Origin of the sequence: Magnetospira sp. QH-2, from assembly GCF_000968135.1 — a bacterium.
Lineage (GTDB): Bacteria > Pseudomonadota > Alphaproteobacteria > Rhodospirillales > Magnetospiraceae > Magnetospira.
The window spans coordinates 1,568,147-1,582,994 of sequence record NZ_FO538765.1; the positions used below are offsets into that span (position 1 = coordinate 1,568,147).

Consider the following 14,848-nt stretch of genomic DNA (forward strand, 5'->3'; position numbering starts at 1 on the left):
GCGGGTCCGATTGGACCCGACACGCGCTAGGACCTCCCGCCTTCGCCCATAGGAGATTCACATGTCCCACGTTCGTTTCATTCTTCTCGCCTTGATCATCCTGCTCGGTCAGGCGAACGCTGCCATGGCGGGGGAAATCCATACCTCCAACGGGGTGGCCATCGACGGCTATGATCCGGTGGCCTATTACACCGAAGGCAGGCCCATGGAAGGCGCCAAGGATTTCACATGGGAATGGAAAGGCGCCGACTGGCGCTTCGCCAGTGCTGAAAATCGCGACCTGTTCAAGGCCGATCCGGAGAAATACGCGCCGCAATATGGCGGCTATTGCGCTTGGGCGGTCAGCCACGGCTATACCGCCGGCACCGACCCGGATGCCTGGATGATCGTCGAGGGCAAGCTGTACCTGAACTATTCCCCCCACGTTCAGCGCCGCTGGAAAGTGGAAAAGGAAAACAACATCAGCAATGCCGACCAAAACTGGATCATGTTGCAGGCGCGGCTGAAGAATTGAGGCTCGGGCGCCCTTCGAGACCCCTTCGGGGCGCCTCAGGGCAACAAAGATGTCGCGGGCGGACAGCCTTATCCCCAGGGGTGAACGGCACGAGCCTCCAAGAGGAGGGCGTCGTATCCACCGCATGCCATCCCGTCAGAGCAGATAGACCACCAGGAACACCGCCAGCAGCACCATCACCACCAGCCCCATGGTGCCGGACGACCAGGTGCGGCCGAGGACGGCATATTCAGCGGTAAGACCCTCGCCGAACATGGAGCCGGCGGCAGAGACCGTCTTGATCGCCTTCCAATAGGCATCGGTGATCCGCACGGCAAAGGCCTTGGCGACACGGAACAGGGCCATGCCGAAGGTGCGGTAGAACCAGTCGAAGTCCAAGGTCAGGGTCAAGGTGCGCTTCATCAGCGGCAGCAGTACGAAGAAAGCGAAGCCGGAGAATAACAGCAGTTCCAGCATGTTAACCACATGGGCGCCGGTATAGGGCTCGTAATTCACCGGGAACGGCAGGATGGCATAAAGCGGCCCGGGCATGACGCCGAGGAAGATACACAAAAAGGCAAAGAACACCATGGCCGCACGCATGTTCCAAGGCGGATCCGGCGGGCGGATGCCGCGGTCCTTTTGGAAGAACACGAACCAGGGGAACTTGATGCCCGCATGCAGGAACACACCCGCCGAGGCGGCGGTCAGCAACAGCCAGGCAAACATCATATGCTCGTTGGCCGCGCCCTGGGAAATCATCGACTTGGATATGAAGCCGGAGGTCCAGGGGAACGACGAGATGGCCAGGGCTCCGATGGTGCCGCAGACCATGGTCAACGGCATGGATTGGAACAGCCCGCCCAGGTCGGTACATTTTCGCCGTCCGTCCGGGAATTCCTCGTCACGGGTCATGTACAGTACCGAGCCCGCGCTCATCAGCAAAAGGGCCTTGTAGATGATATGGGCAAAGGCATGGGCGGCGGCGCCATTGAGCGCCATCTCGGTGCCGATGCCGATACCGGTGATCATGAAGCCCACCTGGTTGACGATGGAGTAGGCCAAAATGCGCCGCATGTCGTTTTCCAACAGCGCATAGATGATCCCATAGAAGATCATGTAGAGACCCACATAGACCAGGATCTCCTCGCCCGGGAAGCCGCGAATGAGCACGTAGACGGCGGTCTTGGTGGTGAAGGCCGAGAGAAACACCGTGCCGCTCCAGGAGGCCTCGGGATAGGCGTCCGGCAGCCAGGCCGACAGGGGCGGCGCGCCCGCATTGATGATAAAGCCGATCAGGATCATCGCCGTGGCGAAGCTGTTGGCTTCCATGGCGGTGAAGGCTATGGAGCCTACCTCCATCACATGGGCGACGATGCCGACCATCAGCACCACGCCGCCCAACAGGTGAACCATCACATAGCGCATGGAGGCCTTGTAGGCGCTGTCGGTGCCCGCCGACCAGATGACCACGGTAGAGGCCACGGCCATGATTTCCCAGAATACGAAGACGGTAATAAGGTCGCCCGCCAATGCCACGCCCACCGCCGATCCGGCATAGGCATAAGCGGCGGTGAGTTCATGGATTTTGTCCTGGTTGAGCGCATACAAGGCGCCCGCGAAGGCCATCAGGGTGAAAATGGTACCGAAAAGGCGTGACAACGCATCGGCCTGCACCGGCACGATCTCGTACTCCAGGAACGGATAAGCGGCGCCCGGACCATCGGCGACACCCCAGACCATGGCCATGGCCAACAAGGGCAGGGCGAGCATGTAGGAGGTCCGCATCCAGCCCTTGGGCATCAGCGGCAGCAGGAAGGCGCCGAGAGCCAGCACCAGTCCGGGCGGGAAGGTCACGTCAGTCATCATAATAGGTGTCCTTCCGCTTCAGGAACACGGCCAGGCCCTTGGCAAAGATCACCATGGCGGCGCAGGTCAGGAAGCCGTACCAGGCATTGAAGCCGAACCAGCCATCGATACCGAAATGAGGATGCGGATGAATAAACAGTTCCGCCAGGACCAACAGGACCAGCAGAATAATGCCGCCAATCCACAGCTTGCGGATGGTCGCGGGACGGACCAGCCAGTGCAGTTTGTCCGGAGCTTGTTCGGTCATGGCCTTATCCTCCGATCAGCATCTTGGCCAGGTCCATGGGCACCTGCGGCCAGAGGAACAGGACCACTGTCCCGGCGGCGGTGAAGGTCAGCGCCAACACCATGGGCAGCGGGGCCTCGCCGTGGTCGTCGTGATGGTCATGGTGATCATCGTGATGGTCGTCTTCAGTTTCCGCATCCGGCGGCATATCTTCTTCCGGGTCCAGCGGCACCGGGATCTCTTTTTCCGGCGGCGACAGGAAGAAGGCGCGATAGACAATGGGCAGGAAATATCCGGCATTGAGCAGGGTCGACAAAATCACCGCCACCACGGCGATCATCTGTTCGGCCTGCAAGGCGCCTTGCAGGATATACCATTTGGACGTGAAGCCCGCCGTCGGCGGCACGCCGATCATGGACAAGGAACCAATGGCGAAGGCGGTCATGGTCCAGGGCATCTTGCGGCCGATGCCGTTGAGTTGGCTGATCTCGGTCTTATGGGCGGCGACCATGATGGCACCGGCACAGAAAAACAAAGTGATCTTGCCCAGGGCATGCATGGCGATATGCATGCCGCCCCCCACCACGCCCAACGGCGTCACCAGCATCGCTGCCAGGACGATGTAGGACAGCTGCGAGATGGTCGAATAGGCCAGCCGGGCCTTCAGGTTGTCCTTGGTCATGGCCACCATGGAAGCGACCAGGATGGTGAAGATGGCGAAGTACTGAATCCACTCCGACGACCCCAGGCGCAGCAGGAAGTCCGTGCCGAAAATGTAGACGGTGATCTTCAGGACGGTGAACACACCGGCTTTCACGACCGCCACCGCGTGCAGCAAGGCCGAAACCGGGGTCGGTGCGACCATGGCGGCGGGCAGCCAGCGGTGGAAGGGCATCACGGCGGCCTTACCAATACCGAACACATAGAGACCCAGCAGCACCCAGATAATGCTGTCGGGCGCCTTGCCTTCGAGAATGCCGCCGGGGGTGAAGTCCAGGGTTCCGGCGAACACCCAGGTGGCGATGATGCCGAGCATCTGGAACAGCACCGAGGTACCGATCAAAATGCCCAGGTAGATCCGCCCCGAGCGCTTGGCGTTCTCAGTCCCGTGATGAGCAACCAACGGGAAGGTGGAGACCGTCAGGACCTCGTAAAACAGGAACAAAGTCAACATGTTGCCCGAGAAGGCGACGCCGATGGCCGAGGAAATGGCAATGGCGAAACAGATATAGAACCGGGTCTGGTTGAGCTCGTGATGACCGCGCATATAGCCCATGGCGTAGATCGTGGTGACAATCCACAGGCCCGAGGCCACCATGGCGAAGATCATGCCCAGGGGCTCGACGGTGAAGGTGATGGTCAGTCCCGGCATCATCTCCAGCAAGGTGACCGAAGGTCTTGCCCCGGCCATTACCGGATCAAGCAGCGACAACACCACCGTGAAGGTGATCATGCCGGTGATGATGATGATGGTTTCGCGGAGATTGGGGTTCTTGTCTCCGGCCATGCTGATGAGCGGAATGGCGGCCAGCGGCAGACCCACGGCCAGCAGGATCAGGGCTTCCATCATGGCGCGCCTCCGATCAGCAGTTTGGCTGCATTTTCGGCCACCGCCAGGGTGCCGGTTCCGTCAATGCCAAACCAGAAGGCCGCACCGGCCATGATCCACAAGGGCACCAGCATGGACATGGGGGCTTCGGATACCTTGATGGCGCCCGCGCCCTCCGGTCGGAAATAGGCCACCTCGATGACCCGCCAGATATAGATAACCGCCAGCAGCGAGGACAACAGGATCAACACGGCGATCTCCCAGCGGCCTTGCTCCAAGGCAGCGGTGACCAGCACCCATTTACTGATGAAGCCGACGGTGGGCGGCACGCCGATGAGACTCAAACCTCCGGCCACGAAGGCCCCCATGGTCCAGGGCATGCGCTTGCCAATGCCGGCCATGTCACCCAGCTTGACCGAGCCGATCTGCCAGAACACGCAGCCCAGGGCCAGGAAGATGGCGCATTTCATCAAGGCGTGGTTGAACAGGTGGATAATTCCCGCCGACAGGCCGGTCACCGACAGCAGCGAAATACCCAGCATCATGTAGCCGATCTGTGCCACCGAGGAATAGGCGAACAGCTTCTTGACGTTGCTTTGGAAGATCGCCGAGGCGGACCCCGCGAACATGGCTACCAACGCCAGCACCATTATGATGTCGGCCAGCGGGAAGCTGGTCAGCAGGGTGGTGCCGCCGAAGACGGTAAAGAAGATGCGCAGGAACACATAAACTGACACCTTGGTGGCCGTGGCGGCGACAAAGGCGGTGACCACCGAGGGCGCATAGGCATAAGCATTGGGCAGCCATTGGTGTAGCGGGAACACCGCGGCCTTCAAGGACAGCCCGATGGTCAGGAAGGCCAGGGCGGCAAGAATCGTCGTGGTGCCTTGTACGGCGGGCAGTTTCTCGGCCAGGTCGGCCATGTTCAATGTGCCGGTCATCATGTAGAGCAGGCCGATGCCGATGACATAGAAGGTGGCGCCGATGGTGCCCAGGATCAGATAACGATAGGCGGCGGTCAGCGCCCGGCGGTCCCTCGCCAGTGAAATCAGCATATAGGTGGACAGCGACGACACTTCGAGGAACACGAACAGGTTAAACACGTCGCCGGTGATGGCGATACCCAGCAGGCCAGTCAGGCAGAGCAGATAGGCGGTGTAAAACAGGTAGTGCCGGTCTTGGGGAATTTCCTTTTCCACGCTGGCCTTGGCAAAGACACCGACCACGGCGGCGATACCGCTGACGATCACCATGACGAAGGCGTTGATCAGGTCGATACGGTACTCAATGCCCCAAGGGGCCGCCCAGTCGCCGAGGGCATAGCGGATCACCCCGGTCTCCATGACCTGGAACAAGATGGCCAGGGAAATGATCAGCGAGAGAATGCTGACCACCATGGCCAGCGACCAGGCACCCAATCCGCGTCGAATGAGCACACAGACAGGGGCCGCCATCAAAGGCAGGACGATCTGCAGGGCGGGAAGATGGTGGGCGATCAAGCGTCGTTCTCCTGCTGCAAGATTTCGTCTTCCTCAATGGTCCCGTAGGCCTCGCGAATACGCACCACCAGCGCCAGTCCCAAGGCCGTGGTGGCCACGCCGACGACGATGGCGGTGAGGATCAATACATGGGGCAGGGGGTTGGAATAGGCCGTGATACCCTCTTCCAGAATGGGCGCCGTGCCGCCTTTGATCTTGGCCATGGAGATGTAGAGCACGAATACCGAGATCTGGAACACGTTCAGACCGACGATCTTTTTGATCAGGTTCTGCCGCGCCATAACCGTGTAGAGCCCAGCCATCATCAAAATGACGACGATGTAGTAATTGAAATGACCCAGCATCCCCATCAGTCGATATCCTCTTCATGGATGTCGTGACCGGCCACGTCCTGTCCGGCGAAGACGAAGAAAATGGTGGTCATAGCGGCAAAAACGGTGATGCCAACGCCCAATTCGATGACCAAAATGCCAAAATGCTGACCATGCAGCGGATCATGGGCCAGGACGGAATAGTTCAAATAGTTGCCGCCCATCAGCATGCCCGCCACGCCGGTTCCCGCATAGAGCAGCACGCCCAGTGCCAAGCTAAAGCGCCGCGCCCAAGCAGGCAGCACGATGCGGGCATTGTCGATGCCGAAGATCAGCGCGTAGAGAATGAATCCGGCGGCAAAGATCACGCCCGCCTGAAAACCGCCGCCCGGTCCGAAGTCTCCGTGGAACTGCACATAAAGGGCATAGAGGAGAATGAAAGGGATCAGTAGTTTGGCGGCGACACGCAATATGGGTTTACGGCGCATCATGTTTCTTCCTCCGGACGCTTGGTTTCGCCCCTCGGATGAGGTCTGCCGCGTCGGGGGAAGCCCAGGCCGATGCGACCGATGAGGGTCAGCACGCCGATGGCGGCGGTGAAAATCACCGTGGTTTCGCCCAAGGTGTCATAGCCGCGATAGCTGGCCAGTACCGAGGTGACGATATTGGGCGGACCCACTTCCTTGCCTGATTCGTTGACGTAGCGATCGGCCACATGATGATGGATCGGCGCGTTGGGATCGCCATAGACGGGCATATCCTTGGTGCCGTAAAGCAGCAGGCCGCCAACGGCAATGACCGTTAGCAGGGCCGGAAAGTGGATCGCCTTGCCGGGCTTTTCCTCGTGGCTGGTGAGCACCAGGGTGCCCAGCATCAACACGGTGGAAATACCCGCGCCCACGGCAGCCTCGGTAAAGGCCACGTCCACGGCATCCAGGACCACATAAAGGGCCGCTGCGAGCAAGGAATAGGTTCCCGACAACATGACCACGGCAAACAGATTGCGTAGTTGAAGAACGGCCAGGGCTCCCATGACCATCATCAGCAGCAGGACAATGTTGGCGACTTCTACGATGACGCGGCCTCCTTGTCTTTGCCGCCCGCGTCCCTTTCCAGGTCCTCGGCGGTCAGCGGCTTCTCGCCGCCATACAGAGCGGCGCGGGCCAGGGCATGGCTGGCGGTGGGGCTGGTCAGCATGATGAAGATGAAGATCAGGCCCAATTTGACCGAAACCAGGGTGAACCCATGGTCCAGGGCCATACCCAGCAAAATGAAGGTGGCGCCCACGGTGTCGGTGATTCCGGCCGCATGCATGCGAGTGAAGATATCCGGCAGGCGCAGAATGCCGATGGCCCCGATGGCGGCGAATGCGCCGCCGATGCCCAGGCAGATCCAGCTTAGGGTTGTCAGGATCAAGTCGATGATACCCCCCTCCATCACACGTCTCCGTGTTCGTCGAGGCGGGTCGGCCAACCCAGGCTCTTGAATTTGACCAGCTTGGTCACGGCAACCACGCCGATGAAGTTGATCAGCGCATAGACTAGGGCGATATCGAGGAATTCCGGGCGCTCGGTCATGAAGCCGAGCACGGCGATGAGCAGCACGGTCTTGGTGCCCACCACGTTGGCGGCCAGGATCCGGTCATAAACCGTCGGCCCCAGGATGGCGCGGACCATGGCCAGGAACATGGTGATCAGCAGGGCGGCACAAACGGCGGCGTACATCATGGCGGTTCAGGCCTCCCCCATCAGTTTGCAGACCCGGCGGTCCATGTCGCCGGTCTGTACCCCGGCGGCGGTATCGCGGGTCAGGGCGTGGACTTCCAATTGGTCGTCGTCGATTCCCATGGTCACGGTGCCCGGGGTCAGGGTAATGGAATTGGCATAGACCACCCGGCCCAGTTCATCGGACTGGCTCGCCTTGGTGACAAACACCTGTGGTGAAATGGGCATTTTGGGGGACAAAATGATCTTGGCCACGTCGATATTGGACTTGATGATTTCCCAATAAAGCCAAGGCCAAAACGTCATGCCGCGCACGGCCAAGTGCATGGGATGGCCTTCGTGGTCGGTGGTCTCCATGCGATGGGCGATCCATACCGTCACCACGACGGACGCCACGCCGAGGCTGATCATAAGCCCGCCATAGTGCCCGGACATCATCAGCCAGAAGGCGAGCAAGATAGCGCCCAAACTCACAGCATGTTTCAAGTGGAGGCCCCCTTATGCGATTCCCCAACTCATGACCGAGCATGAGCATAGACGTGAAGACAGTTGTTTTTCAACAGAAACTTGGGGGCTATTGGGCCAGCTTGCAAGCTCTTTGTTTCCTCTACGCAACAAAAAATAGCGGGACGGCTATTCCCGACCCGGGGTGGAATATCCAAATGCGGGCTTGACGCAGGGAGATAACTATTCCATATTTCTGGAAATATAGTTTTATGGAGCGACCCATGACAGATCAATTCAAAGTGCGTGATGCCGTCCGCGAATCCTATGCTGCCGTGGCTACCGAGAATTCCGGTGGCTGTTGCGGCCCTGCCTCGGAGGAGGCTTCCGGCTGCTGTGCGACCCCGGTGCATTCGGAAGAGTTTTCCTCACGCTTCGGCTATTCGTCCGTGGAGATGGACCTGGTTCCCGATGGCGCCAATCTGGGCCTGGGGTGCGGAAATCCGCAGGCCTTGGCGGCCATGAAGCCGGGTGAAGTGGTGGTGGATCTGGGCAGTGGCGCCGGATTCGATGTGTTTCTTGCCGCCCGCCAGGTGGGCGACAACGGCCATGTGATCGGTGTGGATATGACGCACGAGATGCTGGCCAAGGCACGCGAGAACGCCGAAAAGGGCGGCTATCCCAATGTGGAGTTTCGTCTGGGCGAGATCGAATACCTGCCCATCGCCGACAATCAGGCCGATGTGATCATTTCCAACTGCGTCATCAACTTGTCGCCGGACAAAGCCAGCGTGTTTCGCGAGGCATTCCGGGTCCTCAAGCCGGGTGGTCGGGTGGCGGTGTCCGACGTGGTGCAAACCGCTGATTTTCCGCCGGAACTGATGGATGACATGGGATTGCTTTGCGGATGCGTGACCGGGGCCACCCCGGTGGTGGAGCTGGAAAACCATATGAAAGAGGCTGGATTCAAGGATATCCGCATCGACATCAAGGAAGAGAGCCGCGCGGTGATCAAGGATTGGGCACCGGGCAAGGGGGTGGAGAAATATGTGGTCTCTGCCAGTATCGAGGCGGTCAAGCCGGGCGGCTGCTGCGGCGGTAAGTGCTGATTTACTCTGGACAGGCGTAGGCGGAGGGGCCAAATACATCCGCATGAGCGATATCAAACCCCTCCGCCATCCGGAAAAGGCCCATCGACCGGACAATCCCATCCAGCGCAAGCCGGACTGGATCCGCGTCAAGGCGCCGACATCCAAGCAATATGCGGAAACCCGCGACAAGCTGCGCAAAAACAATCTGCATACAGTCTGCGAGGAAGCGGCCTGTCCGAACATCGGGGAATGCTGGACCCGCAGCCATGCCACGGTGATGATCCTGGGCGATATCTGCACCCGGGGTTGTGCCTTTTGCAATGTGGCCACCGGCAAACCCAGGCCCGTGGATCCCTTGGAGCCGGAAGGCGTGGGGCGTACTGCGGCGGAAATGGGTCTCAAACACATGGTCATCACCTCCGTTGACCGGGATGACCTGGAAGACGGCGGGGCCGATCAGTTTGCCCGATCCATCCAACGGGTCCGCGACATGTCGCCGGGTACCACCATCGAAGTGCTGACCCCGGATTTCCGCGACAAGTCAGGCGCCTTGGACGTGGTCGTCGGGGCCAAGCCCGACGTGTTCAATCACAATCTGGAAACCGTGCCAAAACTCTATCCAACCATTCGCCCGGGCGCCCGCTACTACCATTCCCTGCGGCTGCTGGACCGGGCCAAGGAATCGGATTCGACGCTGTTCACCAAGTCCGGCATCATGGTCGGCTTGGGCGAGACGCGGTTGGAAGTATTGCAGGTCATGGATGACTTGCGTTCGGCGGGGGTGGATTTCCTGACCATCGGTCAATACCTGCAACCAACCGTCAAGCATGCCCCGGTGGACCGCTTCGTTCCCCCCGATGAGTTCGAGGACTATGCCTCGGTGGCCCAGTCCAAGGGGTTCCTGCATGTGGCTTCGACGCCGTTGACCCGCTCGTCCTATCACGCCGATGCGGATTTTCAGGCTCTGCGCGAGGCGCGGCTTAGAAAATCCGCCTGAGTCCGGGGATTTTCCGCAAAACCAGGGCCAGGGCAAAGGCGAGAAATACGCCTAGGAGGGTGACCAGAAGGAATTTGGCCAAGGAGGGGAAATTTACGCCAAGAAGAGCGTTTTGCAGGCCGACCAATATGAAGACGTGAAATACATAGACCCCAAATACCGCCGGAGCCAGTCTTTCGACCCATCGTGACGGCCCGTTCCAATGGGCCCGGGCCCAGAGCGGCAGGCCAATGCAGAGGCCGACGCACACCACCGTTTCCCACAAGCCGAACAGGGCCGCGCGGGCTTTGATAGCCCAGTAGGGGACCGGCAGCCAGCCGAAGGCGACGCTATAGGCGAACAGATAATGCAGGGCCAGGGCGAGTAAGCCGATCCGGAGCCACACGATACCGACGCGAGGGGCCATGCGCTCGAGCCAGCGGCGCCGTCCGGCCAGGATGCCGAGGGCGAACAATGTGACATACTGGGGCAGGTGGGCGGGTTCCACCGGCAGGATGCCCAGCGCCTTGATCCAGGTATCCTGGGGCCAGAAGGTCCGGGTCAGACTGGTGACCAGAGCCAGAATGATTACCAAACCGATGATCGCCCTATGGCCGGGGACCGGGCCCGGAACGTTCGATGACGACCCCCGACCCCTGCGCCACAGGGCATAGGCCGCCGAATAGACCAGCAAATGGGCGGCGAACCACATATGGGCCATTTCGATGCGGTTCTCGCCCAGGTAGACCCGCCAGACATAGGTTAGGAAAGACGGTTCGTCATGGGCGAGATAGCCGATCAGCGCGAAAATCGGTCCGGCCACCAGCAACAGCGGCAGGCCCAGGTGCAGCAACCGTCCGACCATGAAGGCGCCGGTATTCCGGCGGTCGAGAGAATGGGGTACGAACAATCCCGCGAGCAGGAAGAACAGGCCCATGAAAAAGGCGGCGTTTGCGCCGAAAAACGGTCCCAGCCAAAGGCTACGCTCCGCCTCGAATACCGGCCAGGTTCCGCCCGTGGGCCCATAGGTCTGGGCCGCGTGATGAGCGACCACCAGGACGATGGCGGCGATGCGCAAGCGGTCCAGATAGAGTTGGCGCAAAGCGGGGGAGGTCATGGACTCAGCCGATGGCTATTGGATTGCGAGAAAATACTACCCATTTTTCCCGGCAAGCGCCTCTTTATTCGCCGCGTTCAAAATGTTTAACTCGCGGCATGCCGACCCATGCTGAAAAACGTCTGTTGCCCTTTACTCCCGACCAGTTGTTCGACCTGGTGGCCGATGTGCCCAAGTATCCGGAGTTCCTGCCTTGGTGCGTCGGAGCGCGGATCAAGCGGCGGGAGGAGGATATCCTCTGGGCCGATCTGGTTATCGGCTTCAAAATGTTCCGCGAGCGCTATACGTCCCGGGTCGAGTTGGATCGCGAGAACAACAAGATCAATGTCGAATACCAGGAAGGTCCGTTCAAGTATTTGAACAACCACTGGGTTTTCGAGCCCCATGCGGACGGCACCATGATCGATTTCTTCGTCGATTTCGAGTTCCGGTCGAAGATCCTGCAAAAGGCCATCGGTGTCGTATTCAACGAAGCGGTGAGCTTGATGGTGTCGTCCTTCGAAAAACGGGCCCACGTACTCTACGACTGATCCGTGGCCAAGCGAAGAATCGTGGTCAAGGCTTCGGTGACCGTTGCCGCGCGTACCCTGTCCCGATTTCCGTGGAAATGAAGCGCCTTGTGGTGCGTGTCGCCGTCGCGGCGGGCGCAGGCCATATGCACCAGCCCCACCGGCTTCTCCGCCGTACCGCCGCCGGGCCCAGCGATGCCGGTTACCGACAGGGCCAGATGGGCGGCGGAACGGGCCAGTGCCCCTTCGGCCATGGCGCGGGCCACCAACTCGCTGACCGCGCCGTGGGTTGTCAGCAAATCTGCCGAAACACCCAGCATTTCCGCCTTGGCCTGATTGGAATAGGTGATGAATCCCCGGTCCACCACGTCCGAGGACCCGGCCACCGCTGTCAGCATCCCGGCGATCAAGCCACCCGTACAGGATTCGGCGGTGGCCACCATCCATCCCTTGGCGCGGCAGGCATGCAAGACCTGTTCGGCGAGTTGCTGGTCGGTCATCCGACTCTCCCGAGGGCCCAGGCCGCGCCATAGAGGAGGGGCGCGGCGTAGAAAGCCGCCAAAATATCATCAAGCATGATTCCCAGCCCGCCTTTGATTTTCCGGTCGGCCAGGGAGACCGGCCAGGGTTTGGTGATATCGAAAACCCGGAACAGCAAAAACCCGATTCCATAGAGCAGGGGGTCCAACGGGACCACGACAAGGGTCAGCCATTGCCCGGCCACCTCATCAATGACCACCGGTCCCGGATCTTCCCGGCCTTCCCGGGTGGCATAGAGGCCGCCCGACCAGACGCCGACGGGAAAAATTACCGCAGTGGCCGCCAGTAGAAGCGGCCATCCGCCGATTCCCACCAGGATCCAGGCGAAGGGCAAGGCGGCGATGGAGCCCCAAGTGCCCGGCATGCGGGGCAGCAGGCCGCTGCCGAACCAGGTTGCCAAAAGTGTGACGGGATTGAGCAGAGACATGGAATGTCTTGATCCTGTGGAGAAAACAAAGGCCATTCTAGTCCGGGCAGAGGCTATGAACCAGCGCTCAAATGACCGAAAGACCTTGCCAGTGGTCAGTGTAACAGATACCTTTTCGCCCACGGGATCTTCGGGTTCCGGTCCTGTTTCAACGGATCGCGGCTATTGGCCCGCCGGTGGAACCTGGAGAGGAGAGATCGTTAGAATCTCTACAAAGGGGGGGCGTCACCATCATGGTTCGTTCGGCATTTCGCCGAGAGCGTTGGGTCAGACTGTTTCACCGCCTGTTCCCGGAGCGCCAGATCATGGTCCGCACCGGTGGGCGGGTGCGTTATGTCCATATGTCCCGGTGGCCGCAGGTGGCCATGGTCGGCACGCTGACCATTGCGCTGTCCTGGATCGCCTATTCGTCGGTCAACTATTTCCTCAGTGATAGAATTATCGCTTCCAAGGAACAGGAAGTCCGCGATGCCCGGCGCGCCTATCGGTCGCTGCTGACCGAAGTTTCCTCTTATCAACGCAAATTTGCCTCCATCACCCATGACCTGGAAGAGAACCATTCCATCATGGTCGGTCTGGTGGAGCAAAACTCGACCCTTCAGCAGAGCCTGGAAAATGTCGAGACCAAGCTGCAAGCCACTGAAACCGAACGTAATCGGGTCCTGTCCGTGCGCGAGCGCCTGAAGGGTGACCTTCTGGCGGTCGAAAACAAAATGCAGACCCTGGTCACGCGAAACTTTGCTCTAAAGGACAATCTCAGTACCACGGAACTGGATCTGCAGCAGGCCATCGTACAGCGCAACCAGGCTATGATTGCGGGCACTCATATGAAGGGGCGGATCAGTTCCTTGGAAGCCGATTTGCGGAACTTGCGCCGCAACGAGGAAGAAACCATTGAGCGGCTGACCGAACAGACCCTGGGCAATATCGAGGATGTGGAACGGCTGCTGTCCTTGGCGGGCCTGAAGGTCGACAAGGTCTTGGAAGCCTCTGATTTCAACGTGGCTCAAGGCGGTCCGTTCATCGCCGCAAAAGAGGGGGACGATGATCGTCCGGGGGCGGCGCTGAAAAACAAGCTTGCGGCGCTGGACTATCATCTCGACCGTTGGTCGGCGCTGCGCGGGGTTTTGGGCCGCATGCCACTGACTGTTCCGGTCAACAATGGTTACGTGACCAGCCGCTTTGGTAAGCGCAAGGACCCGTTCAATAAGAAATGGGCCATGCATTACGGCTTGGACTATGGCGGACCGAAGAAATCTCCCATCTATGTCACCGCGCCGGGTGTCGTGACCTATGCTGGACGCAAGTCGCGCTATGGCCGCATGGTTGAGGTGGATCACGGCGGTGGCTTGAAAACCATCTATGGTCATTTGCATAAAGCTGTGGTCAAAAAGGGCGACAAAGTCACTCATCGGCAGAAGATCGGCCTGATGGGCAGTTCCGGGCGTTCCACCGGCGTGCATCTGCACTATGAAATCCGCTTCAAGGGCAAGCCCTTGAATCCCTTAAAGTTTATTCAGGCGGGACGGAATGTTTTCCAGGGGTAATAAGAAAGACACATTGGCCGCATCGCCGTCGAACGCCTCTCCATCGGTGATCAGTTCCGACCTGCATATTGTTGGCGATCTGACCAGCGAAGGCGAAGTTCAGATCGATGGCAGTATTGATGGCGACATCAAAAGCCATTCGATCCTGATCGGCGAGACAGCGGTGATCAAGGGCGAGATGGTGGCCGATATCATTCGCGTACATGGCTCGATTACCGGTCAGATTCGGGCGCGCGAAGTGATTCTTGCCCGTACCGCCCGGATGATTGGCGATATTTTGCATGAGAACCTGTCCATCGAGCAGGGCGCCTTCCTGGAGGGCCATTGCCGCCATATGGATACAGCCAAGATCGAAACGGAGTCCCGGCCCGCCTTGTCCGCGCCTCCGGGGGCGGCCGAGGCGAAAGATGCGGCGGATAAGAACGAAAACAAGGCGGCGAGCGCCGGTTCCTCCCGGCGCGGTCGGGGTCGCGGAACGAACACGACAGCCGAAGCCAAGGACAAGGACGATAAGGAAGCCTGAGAC

General features: G+C 59.8%; 19 protein-coding genes. 6 read left to right on the forward strand and 13 right to left on the reverse strand.

Translation table 11 applies throughout. The features are described from left to right. The first annotated feature begins 61 nt into the window (after nucleotides 1-61). Nucleotides 62-514, forward strand: a complete 453-nt coding sequence (locus MGMAQ_RS07355; RefSeq protein ID WP_046021026.1) for a YHS domain-containing (seleno)protein — start codon at nucleotides 62-64, stop codon at nucleotides 512-514. A gap of 135 nt (nucleotides 515-649) precedes the next feature. Here MGMAQ_RS07355 and MGMAQ_RS07360 read toward each other — a convergent pair whose 3' ends face one another. The 10 genes from MGMAQ_RS07360 to MGMAQ_RS07405 are packed head-to-tail and all read right to left on the reverse strand — an operon-like array spanning nucleotide 650 to nucleotide 8,145. Continuing rightward, a complete protein-coding gene (locus MGMAQ_RS07360) occupies nucleotides 650-2,362 on the reverse strand; it encodes a Na(+)/H(+) antiporter subunit D (RefSeq protein WP_252508694.1) in 1,713 nt (570 codons plus the stop codon). Beyond that, on the reverse strand, nucleotides 2,352-2,609 hold the full coding sequence (locus MGMAQ_RS07365) for a hypothetical protein (protein ID WP_046021027.1): 258 nt from the start codon (nucleotides 2,607-2,609) through the stop codon (nucleotides 2,352-2,354). Before MGMAQ_RS07365 ends, MGMAQ_RS07360 begins: the two co-directional genes overlap by 11 nt. 4 nt (nucleotides 2,610-2,613) lie before the next feature. After that, nucleotides 2,614-4,158 carry a monovalent cation/H+ antiporter subunit D family protein gene (locus tag MGMAQ_RS07370; protein WP_046021028.1) on the reverse strand — a complete coding sequence of 515 codons (1,545 nt, stop codon included), beginning with the start codon at nucleotides 4,156-4,158 and terminating at the stop codon, nucleotides 2,614-2,616. Then, entirely contained in the window at nucleotides 4,155-5,636 is a 1,482-nt protein-coding gene (locus tag MGMAQ_RS07375) for a monovalent cation/H+ antiporter subunit D family protein (RefSeq protein WP_198409172.1), read from the reverse strand. Before MGMAQ_RS07375 ends, MGMAQ_RS07370 begins: the two co-directional genes overlap by 4 nt. Continuing rightward, nucleotides 5,633-5,986, reverse strand: a complete 354-nt coding sequence (locus MGMAQ_RS07380) for a cation:proton antiporter subunit C (protein ID WP_046021029.1) — start codon at nucleotides 5,984-5,986, stop codon at nucleotides 5,633-5,635. Before MGMAQ_RS07380 ends, MGMAQ_RS07375 begins: the two co-directional genes overlap by 4 nt. Next, nucleotides 5,986-6,438 carry a Na(+)/H(+) antiporter subunit B gene (locus tag MGMAQ_RS07385; RefSeq protein WP_198409173.1) on the reverse strand — a complete coding sequence of 151 codons (453 nt, stop codon included), beginning with the start codon at nucleotides 6,436-6,438 and terminating at the stop codon, nucleotides 5,986-5,988. Before MGMAQ_RS07385 ends, MGMAQ_RS07380 begins: the two co-directional genes overlap by 1 nt. Then, nucleotides 6,435-7,022, reverse strand: coding sequence for a DUF4040 domain-containing protein (locus tag MGMAQ_RS07390; RefSeq protein ID WP_148560889.1), 588 nt, complete (start codon nucleotides 7,020-7,022; stop codon nucleotides 6,435-6,437). Before MGMAQ_RS07390 ends, MGMAQ_RS07385 begins: the two co-directional genes overlap by 4 nt. Beyond that, on the reverse strand, nucleotides 7,016-7,384 hold the full coding sequence (mnhG, locus tag MGMAQ_RS20350) for a monovalent cation/H(+) antiporter subunit G (protein WP_148560890.1): 369 nt from the start codon (nucleotides 7,382-7,384) through the stop codon (nucleotides 7,016-7,018). The genes MGMAQ_RS07390 and mnhG overlap by 7 nt, the downstream gene beginning before the upstream one ends. Further along, on the reverse strand, nucleotides 7,384-7,674 hold the full coding sequence (locus tag MGMAQ_RS07400; protein ID WP_252508695.1) for a monovalent cation/H+ antiporter complex subunit F: 291 nt from the start codon (nucleotides 7,672-7,674) through the stop codon (nucleotides 7,384-7,386). Before MGMAQ_RS07400 ends, mnhG begins: the two co-directional genes overlap by 1 nt. 6 nt (nucleotides 7,675-7,680) lie before the next feature. Then, the gene (locus MGMAQ_RS07405; RefSeq protein ID WP_198409174.1) at nucleotides 7,681-8,145 is read right to left on the reverse strand and encodes a Na+/H+ antiporter subunit E; all 465 of its coding nucleotides are present in this window, start codon (nucleotides 8,143-8,145) and stop codon (nucleotides 7,681-7,683) included. Between the two features lie 254 nt (nucleotides 8,146-8,399). Here MGMAQ_RS07405 and MGMAQ_RS07410 point away from each other — a divergent pair, with 254 nt between their 5' ends. Continuing rightward, nucleotides 8,400-9,224, forward strand: a complete 825-nt coding sequence (locus MGMAQ_RS07410) for an arsenite methyltransferase (protein WP_046023086.1) — start codon at nucleotides 8,400-8,402, stop codon at nucleotides 9,222-9,224. A gap of 43 nt (nucleotides 9,225-9,267) precedes the next feature. Further along, nucleotides 9,268-10,203: a lipoyl synthase gene (gene lipA, locus MGMAQ_RS07415; protein WP_046021033.1), complete on the forward strand. Its 936-nt coding sequence runs from the start codon at nucleotides 9,268-9,270 to the stop codon at nucleotides 10,201-10,203. On the opposite strand, the gene MGMAQ_RS07420 is transcribed toward lipA, so the two are convergent. Next, a complete protein-coding gene (locus MGMAQ_RS07420) occupies nucleotides 10,187-11,299 on the reverse strand; it encodes an acyltransferase family protein (protein WP_046021034.1) in 1,113 nt (370 codons plus the stop codon). The two genes, lipA and MGMAQ_RS07420, sit on opposite strands and share 17 nt — an antisense overlap. 98 nt (nucleotides 11,300-11,397) lie before the next feature. Here MGMAQ_RS07420 and MGMAQ_RS07425 point away from each other — a divergent pair, with 98 nt between their 5' ends. Next, nucleotides 11,398-11,829, forward strand: coding sequence for a type II toxin-antitoxin system RatA family toxin (locus tag MGMAQ_RS07425; protein ID WP_046021035.1), 432 nt, complete (start codon nucleotides 11,398-11,400; stop codon nucleotides 11,827-11,829). On the opposite strand, the gene MGMAQ_RS07430 is transcribed toward MGMAQ_RS07425, so the two are convergent. Together MGMAQ_RS07430 and MGMAQ_RS07435 are read right to left on the reverse strand one after the other, a co-directional pair. Next, entirely contained in the window at nucleotides 11,820-12,308 is a 489-nt protein-coding gene (locus MGMAQ_RS07430) for a CinA family protein (protein WP_046021036.1), read from the reverse strand. The genes MGMAQ_RS07425 and MGMAQ_RS07430 overlap by 10 nt on opposite strands. Continuing rightward, complete coding sequence (locus MGMAQ_RS07435) at nucleotides 12,305-12,775, reverse strand: phosphatidylglycerophosphatase A (RefSeq protein ID WP_046021037.1); 471 nt, start codon at nucleotides 12,773-12,775, stop codon at nucleotides 12,305-12,307. Before MGMAQ_RS07435 ends, MGMAQ_RS07430 begins: the two co-directional genes overlap by 4 nt. 233 nt (nucleotides 12,776-13,008) lie before the next feature. Between MGMAQ_RS07435 and MGMAQ_RS21365 the strand changes: the two genes are divergently transcribed. Next, nucleotides 13,009-14,322 (forward strand): M23 family metallopeptidase, encoded by a 1,314-nt coding sequence (locus tag MGMAQ_RS21365; RefSeq protein WP_052716222.1) that lies wholly within the window; start codon nucleotides 13,009-13,011, stop codon nucleotides 14,320-14,322. Nucleotides 14,323-14,335: 13 nt separating this feature from the next. Further along, nucleotides 14,336-14,845, forward strand: a complete 510-nt coding sequence (locus MGMAQ_RS07445) for a polymer-forming cytoskeletal protein (protein ID WP_052716223.1) — start codon at nucleotides 14,336-14,338, stop codon at nucleotides 14,843-14,845. Nucleotides 14,846-14,848: the final 3 nt, after the last annotated feature.

Excerpts from the sequence above, each read along its gene's own strand:
- MGMAQ_RS07355 (WP_046021026.1), top strand. The coding sequence starts at position 62 with ATGTCCCACGTTCGTTTCATTCTTCTCGCCTTGATCATCCTGCTCGGT.
- MGMAQ_RS07360 (WP_252508694.1), bottom strand. The coding sequence starts at position 2,362 with ATGATGACTGACGTGACCTTCCCGCCCGGACTGGTGCTGGCTCTCGGC.
- MGMAQ_RS07365 (WP_046021027.1), bottom strand. The coding sequence starts at position 2,609 with ATGACCGAACAAGCTCCGGACAAACTGCACTGGCTGGTCCGTCCCGCG.
- MGMAQ_RS07370 (WP_046021028.1), bottom strand. The coding sequence starts at position 4,158 with ATGATGGAAGCCCTGATCCTGCTGGCCGTGGGTCTGCCGCTGGCCGCC.
- MGMAQ_RS07380 (WP_046021029.1), bottom strand. The coding sequence starts at position 5,986 with ATGGGGATGCTGGGTCATTTCAATTACTACATCGTCGTCATTTTGATG.
- MGMAQ_RS07385 (WP_198409173.1), bottom strand. The coding sequence starts at position 6,438 with ATGATGCGCCGTAAACCCATATTGCGTGTCGCCGCCAAACTACTGATC.
- mnhG (WP_148560890.1), bottom strand. The coding sequence starts at position 7,384 with ATGGAGGGGGGTATCATCGACTTGATCCTGACAACCCTAAGCTGGATC.
- MGMAQ_RS07400 (WP_252508695.1), bottom strand. The coding sequence starts at position 7,674 with ATGATGTACGCCGCCGTTTGTGCCGCCCTGCTGATCACCATGTTCCTG.
- MGMAQ_RS07410 (WP_046023086.1), top strand. The coding sequence starts at position 8,400 with ATGACAGATCAATTCAAAGTGCGTGATGCCGTCCGCGAATCCTATGCT.
- lipA (WP_046021033.1), top strand. The coding sequence starts at position 9,268 with ATGAGCGATATCAAACCCCTCCGCCATCCGGAAAAGGCCCATCGACCG.
- MGMAQ_RS07420 (WP_046021034.1), bottom strand. The coding sequence starts at position 11,299 with ATGACCTCCCCCGCTTTGCGCCAACTCTATCTGGACCGCTTGCGCATC.
- MGMAQ_RS07425 (WP_046021035.1), top strand. The coding sequence starts at position 11,398 with ATGCCGACCCATGCTGAAAAACGTCTGTTGCCCTTTACTCCCGACCAG.
- MGMAQ_RS07430 (WP_046021036.1), bottom strand. The coding sequence starts at position 12,308 with ATGACCGACCAGCAACTCGCCGAACAGGTCTTGCATGCCTGCCGCGCC.
- MGMAQ_RS07435 (WP_046021037.1), bottom strand. The coding sequence starts at position 12,775 with ATGTCTCTGCTCAATCCCGTCACACTTTTGGCAACCTGGTTCGGCAGC.
- MGMAQ_RS21365 (WP_052716222.1), top strand. The coding sequence starts at position 13,009 with ATGGTTCGTTCGGCATTTCGCCGAGAGCGTTGGGTCAGACTGTTTCAC.